Source organism: Paenibacillus sp. P22 (genome assembly GCF_000469945.2).
GTDB lineage: Bacteria > Bacillota > Bacilli > Paenibacillales > Paenibacillaceae > Paenibacillus_O > Paenibacillus_O humicus.
Map to the genome: position 1 here is coordinate 1 of NZ_CBRA020000165.1, position 9,559 is coordinate 9,559.

Below are 9,559 nucleotides of genomic sequence, written 5' to 3' on the forward strand. Positions count from 1 at the left end.
TGATTGGGGTGAAGTCGTAACAAGGTAGCCGTATCGGAAGGTGCGGCTGGGATCACCTCCTTTCTATGGAGAATCGCTTCCTGCAACGGAAGCATTCAATTCGAGSCRTCGCCTTGATCAGCCGGGGAGGGATGGGCCTCGGCGACGTCAAGCTGCTCGCGGTGATCGGCCTCGCGCTCGGCTGGCCGGGAACGCTGCTGGCGCTCATGATCGGCAGCCTGGCAGGCACGATCGGCGGGAGCATCCAGCTCCGGGCCGACAAACGAAGCGGCGACGGAAGTGCCCGGCAGCCGATTCCGTTCGGGCCGTACCTGGCGCTGGGCGCGCTCATTGCCTACGGCTGCGGAGATGCGCTGATTGACGGTTACCTGAATTTATTTACGTAGCGGGAAGTGATGATACCTATGCTCGCAATGGGCAGCAAGCGGATCGGGATGACGGTGGACGCCTCCGGAATCCGGTATGCGACTCTACGGAAGAAAAATGGATGGGAGATCGAGAAGACCGGCTTCTACCCGTTCCCGCCCGGGCTCATCGAGCAGGACGGAATCATCAATGGCGAAAGCCTGCGCATCTCCATCCGCCAATGGGCCAAGGAGGAGCGGCTGCAGGGGGCTTCGGCCATTCTCGCCGTGCCGACTTCCCAGGTCATCGTCCGGCGGCTTACGATTCCGGCGGTGAATGACAGGGAGCTTCGCGAGCTCATCCACCTCGAGGTGGAGACGGCGATGCATCTTCCCTTCGACAATCCCGTCTATGATTACGTGCCGGTCGTTCGCGGAGAGGAGACAACGCAGGTTCTCGTCTACGCAGCTCCGCGCAGCTGGATCGATCCGCTCGTCTCCATGCTCCGGGAAGCCCGGATCAAGGTTGTCGGCACGGGCATCGCGGCGACGGCCATCCAGGGAGCGGTGAATCCGCTCAACCTGGAGCCGCCTTCGGGACATATGTACATTCATCTCAAGGGCGCTTCGGTGGAAATCGCCATGTTCCATGAGGGAAATCCCGTCTTCATCCGTTCCATTGACGAAGACGGAACCTCGGAAGGGCTGAGCGGCCTGCGCGTCGGAGAGCTGACGGCCGAAATCTCGCGGATGCTCAGCTTCTACCAGTTCGGCATCCATGAAGGAAGCTACAAGATTACGAAGGGCATCCTGTCCGGCGGAGGCGACAGCGCCAAGACGCTGCTGAACGCCTTGCGCCAAGCGCTGCCTGACGTGGACTTCTATGAAACGGGAGCGGCCTCCATCGCGGCCGGGATGGATTCCGACATCGCCGAGAACTATATGGTGCCCGGCGGCTTGCTCGTCCGCAGCGACTCGGTTCGGAGGCTGACGCTGCTTCCCCGCATCGACCGCGAGACCCGCTATGCCCCGCTGGTCGTGTCGCTGATCGCGGTCGCCTGGATCGCTTGCGCCGCTTTGTCCATCTACGGCTATACGGCTGCTGCAGCAGACGCGTCCCGCAAGGAAGAGCGGAAGCTCGCCTTGAGCCAGGAGCAGCTTGCCCTTCAGCGGCAGATCAGCAAGGCAGGCAGCTCCGCGGCAAGCGGCTCCGATCCTTATGAGCTAGCCGAGCAGCTGCGCGCCTCCAAGCAGGATGTCGCCGCTCTGGCCCGCGGTCTGGAGGAAATCCTGCCGCCTGCTTCCCGGCTCATCAACTTCCGGTATGCCAAGGGCGGCCAGCTCCTCGTCGACGTCCGGATGGCGGCGCTGGGCGATGCCTCGAAATACCTGTTCGATCTTCGGAGGGTTTCCTGGATCGCCCATGCGGAGATGAACACGATCGCTGCCGCCGACTCGGGAGCCGTCCTTGGCTCGGGCGATACCCCAACCGCTTCGGCCTTCACCGTTTCTTTTTCCATCCGTATCCTGCCGGCCGATCAACAGCAAGGGAAGGAGGCGACAGCCGATGGCACGGCGCCGTAATACGCTTATCCTGCTGACGGCGGTCATTCTGTTCCTGCTTCTGCTGCTGTACGCCTTCTACTTCGTCAAGCCGGCCTTTGACAAGTCCGCGGCTATGGATGGAGAGATCGCCCAGCAAGAGAGGCTGACCGAAGTGCTGCGCAAGAAGCTGGCGGAAAAACAGACTGCAGCCGAAACCCGTCCTGTCGACGGCGTCCAGGGAGCGCTGCCTTACTGGGACAACACCGAGCAGCTGGCGCTTGATCTCGAGCGGATCGGCACCGAGGCCAAGGTGAGCCATGCTTCGCTGAGCTTCACCGGCGATTTGTCCGCGTCGGAGCCGCTGGTCGGACGCAGCGGGACGGCAGCCGGAACCGCCAGCGTCCAAGGCGCTGTCTCCGGCTCCGAAGCGGGCTCGGCGGCGGCGCCTGATGCCTCCGCTTCATCCGATCCTCTGACGGCTGCCGCGGAGGGCCAGTCGGCCTCGCCGGAAGGGGCTGCCCCAGATCAGGCCGGCCAAGCCCAAGCGGCAGCGGCCGAACCCCGCAAGCTGCAGGTCGCTGCGGTAATCAAAGGAAGCTACGAGTCCATATTGGCTTACGTGGAGCAGGTGAACCTCATGGAGCGGATCACGACCGTCGACTCGCTCGAGATTGCCCGAGGCGCCTCCGGCTCGGAGGACGGACGGGAGCTGACCGTGAACTTCGCCTTCACGGCTTATTTCGATCCTTCCTACGGCAGCCAGGTGGAGAGCGCGCTGCTCCCTTACGCCGATTCTTCCGCACCTTCTCACTAATAGGCACCAAGCTCCAACTCCAGCCGGTCCTCCAGGACCGGCTTTTTCGCGTCCTTTCGGCCCCGAAGCTTCGACTCCGGCATGCCTTCTTTCGCCTTATACCCGATTATGCCAAAAACTTTTCCCCTGATCTCCTTCAATCCCGACAGGCGCCACCTCCATTCGACGCGTTAAGCAATGAACTAAATCCCGTTAAGAATCTTCCAGAAGGTGGAATTTGTTACATGGCCTGCAACGTATGGGGGCTGCCGCGAAGCCCGCCGCCTCAAGCGCGGCAAGCTTTCTCGCCTGACGCCGACAATCGCGCGCGGTGCATTCGCCAAGCCGGAGGTTTTGTCGGAAAAAACTTTTGGCGCGGACCCTTGTTCTGACAAACTTTCTTAAAACGGCCCTCTATAATCAGACCTACACAAAGCGGAAATGGTGGTGCCGGTATGAAGGAAAAGGCCAACATCGTCCTGTTCCCGGGACAGCAGCGGACAAGCCGTACGGCGGACGCGCTGCGCAAAGGAAAGGAAAGGGCCGCATCGCTGAGGGCGGTGCAGCTGGTCGCCTCGAAGAGGTGGACGATCCTGCTGGCTCTGGTCGGGTTCCTGCTCGGAAGGGCGGTCATTCTGGAAAATCTGATGCCGTTCGCTCCCGCGTACTTCGCGGTCGTCTTCTTCCTCCGAAGGGATGTATACAAGCTGGCGGCCGTGTCGCTGGTCGCGGGAAGCCTGCTGGCGGCGACGCCGAGCGCCATCCCGATCGCGATGGAGATCGCGGTGCTGTTCCTGCTCCTCAAGGGGCTGGAAATGTACGAGAAGGCGGAGCTGTCCCAGGCCCCGATTCTCGTCTTCGTCGCCACGCTGGTCGTGAAGCTGTTCGGGGCGTTCGTGCACTCTACGCTCGGCTGGTACGACCTGATGATGGTAGGCGTGGAATCGGCTCTGGCATTCGTGCTGACGCTCGTGTTCGTCCAGGCGATCCCGGTGCTGACGCTCACCCGCAAGAGCAATGCGCTCAAGAATGAGGAGATCATCTGCCTCATGATCCTGATGGCGTCGGTGATGACCGGCGCGGTCGGATGGAGCGTCTCGGGCTTGTCCCTGGAGCATGTGCTCTCCCGCTACATGCTGCTGCTGTTCGCGCTGGCGGGCGGAGCCCCGCTCGGCGCTTCGGTCGGCGTCGTCGCCGGGCTCATTCTCAGCCTCGCCAACCTCAATGCGATCGTGCAGATGAGCCTGCTCGCGTTCTCCGGCATGCTGGCCGGGCTGATGAAGGAAGGCGGCCGGATGGCCGTTGCTTTCGGGATGCTGCTCGGTTCCTCCATTCTCTCTATTTATATAGGAGGCCAGACGGATGTGATGGCCAGCACCTGGGAGTCGGTCGCAGCGGCGGCGCTGTTCCTGCTCACCCCCAAGATCGTGGTGAAGACGATCTCCCGGTATGTGCCCGGCACGAGCGAGCATGTGAAGTCCCAGCATGAATATGCGAAAAGAGTGCGGGAAGTGACGGCCCAGCGGGTCACGCAGTTCTCGGAGGTGTTCCGCCAGCTGGCGAGCAGCTTTGGACAGCTCAATACGCCGGCAGCGCAGAAGCCCGCGGAGGAAGAGATCCAGCATTTCATGAATGCCGCGTCCCAGAAGGTCTGCTCGAACTGCCACCGCAAGGATATGTGCTGGAACGGCAAGTTCTACGACACCTATAAGATGATGACGGAAATGATGACGGCGGTGGACGAGGGCCATGACGGAATCCGGAAGGACAAGCCCCGCACCTGGACGAGCCATTGCAGCAAGACCCACCTGGTGATGGCGGCGCTGCAGCAGCAGCATGAGCGGTACAAGCATGATCTTCATTGGAAAAAGCAGATCTTCGAATCGCGCCAGCTCGTTGCGGATCAGCTGAGCGGCGTGTCGCAGATCATGGAGGATCTTGCCCGCGAGATCCAGAGGGAAGGCCAGACGCTTCATCTGCAGGAGGAGCAGATCCGCGACGCGCTGGAATCGCTGGGGCTGTCCATACACGGACTCGATATTATCAGCCTGGAGGAAGGAAATGTTGAGATTGAGGTGTACCACACGTTCCCGAAAGGGCATGACGAAAGCCGCAAAATCATCGCGCCGCTGCTTAGTGATATCCTGGGCGAGCATGTCGCGGTGAAGGCGGAGCGGAATCCCGCCAAGCACGGGGAGCCGAACCTGGTCGTTTTCGGTTCCGCCAAGGAGTACGAGATCGAGACGGGCATCGCCGGTGCGGCCAAGGGCGGCGACCTGCTGTCGGGAGACAGCTTCAGCACCGTCGAGCTCGGCAACGGCAAGTTCGCTGTCGCCATCAGCGACGGCATGGGCAACGGGGAGCGGGCGCGGCTGGAGAGCAGCACGGCGCTCAGCATCCTGCAGCAGCTGCTGCAGTCCGGCATGGACGAGCAGCTGGCGATCAAGTCGGTCAATTCGGTGCTGATGCTCCGATCGCCGGATGAGATGTTCGCCACGGTCGACGTGGCTCTGATCGATATGTATACGGCCCATACGACGTTCATGAAGATCGGGTCGACGCCAAGCTTCATCAAGAGGGGCCAGGAGGTCATTCCGGTAGCCGCCAACAACCTGCCGATCGGCATTTTGCAGGAGATCGACGTCGATCTCATCAGCATGCAGCTTCAGCCGGGGGATACGCTCATCATGATGACGGACGGAATCTACGATGCGCCGGGCCATGCGGTGAACAAGGAGCTGTGGATGAAAAGGGTGATCCAGGAGATGCAGACGACGGACCCCCAGGAGATTGCCGATACGCTGCTGGAACGGGTCGTTCGCCACTACAAAGGCGAGATTGTCGACGACATGACGGTCGTCGTGGCGAAGATCGAGAAGCATGTGCCGGAGTGGGCGTCCTTCCGCTGGCCGGGAGTGAACAAGTTCGAGCGTCCCCGTACGGTGAGCTGAAGACGTTTGTATTCCCATTCCCTATCCGGCTTCCTGCGCCTGTGACCAGGCGTTGACCATCTGATCTATCCGGCTCCCATGCGGAGCGTCATAAACCCACTTAATTAGGAGGAACAATTCTCATGGCGATATCCATCCGTAAAAACCCAAGCGGTGCCCGTTCACGTAAAAAGCGCGAGAATCTGCTCATGAAGCAGCTTCAAAGGCTGGAGGAGATCCAGCGGCAGGAAGAGGAAGCCCGCAAGCTGGAGGAAGAGCGCCGCCGCGAGGCGGAACGGGCCAAGCGCCGCGAGGAGGAGCTGAGGCTTGAGGAGCTGCGCTTGCAGGAGATGCTGCTGAGGGAGATGGACCGGATGCGCCTGCGGACCGACCGCAAGCGCGGCAAGCGGCTGTGGACGGCGGAGGAGCGGATGGCGCAGCGCGTCTTTGCGGCGGCTCTGATGGAGACGGCTGCAGCGTCGGCAGCCGCCCATCAGGCGGAGCAGAGCGGGTACGCCGAAGGCAGGATGGAGGTGCTGTCCGCAGGCGGCGGCAAGCCGGGCTCTCGGCAGGCAGCCTCCACGGCGAGAGAGCGGCAGCCTGAGCTGGTGACCCTGCAGGGCGGCCTTGTCGTCAAGTCCGGCCGGGACGTCCAGATTATTAGATCGACGGGATGTCATGACGTCCAAGGGAAGACGGCGGTGGACGGTTCCGGCGCATCCTTGCCGAAGATGCTCAAGAGAGAGGCTTCGGCCGCCCAGCCTCATGTCTCATCAAGTGCCGTACAGCTTGCGACGGCTCCCGCGGGACGGCGGCGAACAGCCGGGCTCCGCGACCGCCGAATGCGATGCAGGCCCGCCAGAAGCCCATGCCTGGACAGCGGCCGCCGCGGCTCCGCCAGGAACAAGAGCGAGGAGGTGGCAGCAGAGCGAGAGTAGCTTCGATTCCATAACCGCCTCCCTTCATGCAGGCAAGGCGTTCCCATAAACCAGACCGGCAGCCCCCATTCGGGCTGCCGGTTTTTTGCATATGCACCTCTTGACATTGGACGGCATAGGTTATATGGTTAGTTACATGAGTAACTAACCAATTGGGTGGTGGATATAGTGACGTTTCCGGTGGATGACGGCCGCCCGATCTTCCAGCAGGTTGCCGAGCGGATCGAGGACGACATCGTCGACGGGAGCCTGGCGGAGGAAGCGCAGGCGCCTTCGACCACGCATTTCGCCCAGTTCTACGGCATCAATCCGGCGACGGCGGCCAAGGGAGTGAATGTATTAGTGGATCAAGGCATTCTCTACAAGAAGAGAGGGATCGGCATGTTCGTTGCGGAGGGTGCGCGGGAGAAGCTGCTGGCGCGCAGGCGGCACCAGTTCTACGAGCAGTATGTCGTGCCATTGCTGCAGGAGGCGGAGAAGCTGGGCATCAGCGGAGAGCAGCTCGCTTCGCTCATTACGGAGAAAGGGAGGGGTTGATGACATGCATGCCGCGGAACTGAAGGGGCTTACGAAAAGCTATGGCGGGCAGCACGCGCTGGACGGCATCACGCTGAAGATGGAGGAGAACCGCATCTACGGACTGCTCGGCCGCAACGGAGCGGGCAAGACGACGCTTATGCATGTGCTGACCGCCCAGCTGTTCGCCACATCGGGAGAAGTCAAGGTGTTCGGCAGCGATCCCTTCGAGAACGAAGAGGCGCTCCGCAAAATCTGCTTCATTAAAGAGAGCCAGAAATACCCGGAGAACTTCCGCGTGTGCGACGTGCTGGCCGTGGCATCGTCGCTGTACCCGCGCTGGAGCGCGGAGACGGCGGAGCAGCTGCTCAAGGAGTTCCGGCTGCCGAAGAACAAGCGCGTGAAGAAGCTCTCCCGCGGCATGCTGTCGGCTGTCGGCATCATCGTCGGTCTGGCCAGCCGCGCCGAGCTGACGCTGTTCGACGAACCCTATCTCGGGCTGGATGCGGTCGCGCGGGAAATTTTCTACCGCAATCTGATCCAGGAATACGCCGAGCTCCCCCGCACGATCGTGCTTTCTTCCCATCTCATCGATGAAGTGAGCGGGCTCTTGGAGCACATCTATCTGATCGACCGCGGCCGGCTCATTCTGGACGAGGAAGCGGAGCTGCTTCGGTCGCGTGCCTACAGCGTGGCGGGTCCAGCAGCCAAGGTGGACGCCTTCCTCGGTGGCCGCAGCGTGCTGGGCAAGGAGCAGCTGGGAGGCTTCCTCCGCGCTTCCGTGCTCGGAGAGCTTGGAGAAGGAGGCATGGCGGCAGCGAAGACGGCCGGTCTGGAGGCGGCGCCGCTCAGCCTGCAGCAGCTGGTCGTCCAGATGACCGGAAATGAAGCCGGATACGAGGAGGGGTCGGCATGAAAAGCCGAACGGCAACCGTAGCGCTCATGCATGCCAGAGACAAGTGGACCTGGCTGTTCATTCCCTGGATGGTGCTCCTGTCCAGCTTTATCGTCAATTTCACGATTGGACTCATCGCGCGGCCGGAGAATTTCACGACGGGCGGGCTGATGTCCATCCTGATCTATATGCTGGTGGCGGGCATCGTCGTCATCCACCAGACGTTCTCTTTCGCGCTCGGCCTATGCATCACGCGCCGCAGCTATTTTGCCGGGACTGTCGCGGCAGCCGGCGGGTACATTCTCCTCTCGGCCGTGCTGCTGGCCGTGCTGCTTCTGCTGGAGCAGGCGACCGAGGGATGGGGAGTCGGACTCCACTTCTTCGAGCTCCCTTACCTCAGCGATTCCGGAGCGGGGCTTGCGCTGTGGACGTTTTTCATCCTGCTGCTGTTCATGTTCTTTGGGGGCTTGACGATCGGAAGCCTGTTCCGCCGCTTCGGCAAGCAGGGACTGCTGTTCTTCTTCCTCGCAGCGACGCTCGGCTTCGGGGGCTGGACGGCGGTCGTGACGGCCATGGACTGGTGGCGGGGAGTCGGCGGCTGGCTCATGAAGCTCGACTTCACGATCGTCCAGACGACATTCCTCCTGCTCGCCTGCACGTTGGCGCTGGCCGCCGTCTCGTATATGCTGCTCCGGCGTTCTACCGTTCAGGCGTAGAAAATCGAAAAGAGGCTGTCCCATTAAGTCGCCAACAATGACTTATGAGACAGCCTCTTCTAGCAGAGACAAAGGTTACGATTTCAAAATGTCATCGATTTTTTGCAGTTCCTCCGTGCTGAATTCAAGGTTGTCTAGAGCGGCAACATTTTCTTCGATTTGGCTTACTTTGCTCGCTCCGATCAGCGCAGAGGTTACTCTGCCGCCCCGAAGCACCCAAGCAAGAGACATTTGCGCGAGGCTTTGTCCGCGTGCGGCCGCCACCTCATTCAGTTTTCTCACCTTCTGGACCGTCTCTTCCTTGACGTCGTTCTCGCGAAGAAACGTGTTCGGCTTTGCTGCTCTGGAGTCGCTCGGAACCCCCGACAAATAGCGGCTTGTCAACAGCCCTTGAGCCAGCGGACAGAAGGCGATGCTCCCTGTACCGTTTTCTTCAAGCACATCAAGCAGACCATCCTCCACCCAACGATTGAGCATCGAGTAGGAAGGCTGATGAATGAGCATCGGCGTGCCGAGCTGCTTCAAAATCCGGATGGCTTCGGCCGATTGTTCGGGGCTGTAGCTTGAAATGCCTACGTAAAGCGCTTTCCCTTGACGAACGACTTGATCGAGCGCCGCCATCGTTTCTTCCATTGGTGTTTCCGGGTCCGGTCGATGAGAATAGAAAATATCGACGTAGTCCAGTCCCATCCGTTTCAAGCTTTGGTCCAAGCTGGCAATCAGGTACTTCTTGGAACCCCATTCTCCGTAAGGGCCTTCCCACATCCCATATCCGGCTTTCGTCGAGACGACGAGCTCGTCCCGATAAGGTTTCAAATCCTTGCGCAGCACTTCGCCGAACGTTTCTTCTGCAGATCCTGGAGGCGGCCCATAATTGWTGGC

9 protein-coding genes and 1 rRNA gene are annotated in these 9,559 nt (G+C 61.0%); 9 read left to right on the forward strand and 1 reads right to left on the reverse strand.

Annotation, left to right across the window (positions count from 1 at the left end):
• The 9 genes from BN871_RS20435 to BN871_RS20475 all read left to right on the forward strand — a co-directional run.
• Positions 1 to 63: ribosomal RNA gene (locus BN871_RS20435) — 16S ribosomal RNA — on the forward strand; the annotation flags it as partial.
• Positions 64 to 113: 50 nt separating this feature from the next.
• On the forward strand, positions 114 to 386 hold the full coding sequence (locus tag BN871_RS20440; RefSeq protein WP_198158077.1) for an A24 family peptidase: 273 nt from the start codon (positions 114 to 116) through the stop codon (positions 384 to 386).
• Between the two features lie 18 nt (positions 387 to 404).
• On the forward strand, positions 405 to 1,928 hold the full coding sequence (pilM, locus tag BN871_RS20445) for a pilus assembly protein PilM (protein WP_048748567.1): 1,524 nt from the start codon (positions 405 to 407) through the stop codon (positions 1,926 to 1,928).
• The gene (gene pilO / locus BN871_RS20450) at positions 1,912 to 2,703 is read left to right on the forward strand and encodes a type 4a pilus biogenesis protein PilO (protein ID WP_048748568.1); all 792 of its coding nucleotides are present in this window, start codon (positions 1,912 to 1,914) and stop codon (positions 2,701 to 2,703) included. Before pilM ends, pilO begins: the two co-directional genes overlap by 17 nt.
• Before the next feature lie 434 nt (positions 2,704 to 3,137).
• Entirely contained in the window at positions 3,138 to 5,633 is a 2,496-nt protein-coding gene (gene spoIIE, locus BN871_RS20455; RefSeq protein WP_048748569.1) for a stage II sporulation protein E, read from the forward strand.
• A gap of 122 nt (positions 5,634 to 5,755) precedes the next feature.
• Complete coding sequence (locus BN871_RS20460) at positions 5,756 to 6,550, forward strand: hypothetical protein (protein ID WP_021880462.1); 795 nt, start codon at positions 5,756 to 5,758, stop codon at positions 6,548 to 6,550.
• 168 nt (positions 6,551 to 6,718) lie between these two features.
• Positions 6,719 to 7,087, forward strand: a complete 369-nt coding sequence (locus BN871_RS20465) for a GntR family transcriptional regulator (RefSeq protein WP_048748570.1) — start codon at positions 6,719 to 6,721, stop codon at positions 7,085 to 7,087.
• Between the two features lie 4 nt (positions 7,088 to 7,091).
• Positions 7,092 to 7,982, forward strand: a complete 891-nt coding sequence (locus BN871_RS20470; protein ID WP_048748571.1) for an ABC transporter ATP-binding protein — start codon at positions 7,092 to 7,094, stop codon at positions 7,980 to 7,982.
• Positions 7,979 to 8,677, forward strand: a complete 699-nt coding sequence (locus BN871_RS20475) for a hypothetical protein (protein ID WP_048748572.1) — start codon at positions 7,979 to 7,981, stop codon at positions 8,675 to 8,677. Before BN871_RS20470 ends, BN871_RS20475 begins: the two co-directional genes overlap by 4 nt.
• A gap of 75 nt (positions 8,678 to 8,752) precedes the next feature.
• Here the strand turns inward: BN871_RS20475 and BN871_RS20480 are convergent.
• The coding region (locus BN871_RS20480) for an aldo/keto reductase (RefSeq protein ID WP_048748573.1) at positions 8,753 to 9,559 on the reverse strand (807 nt) is incomplete at its 5' end.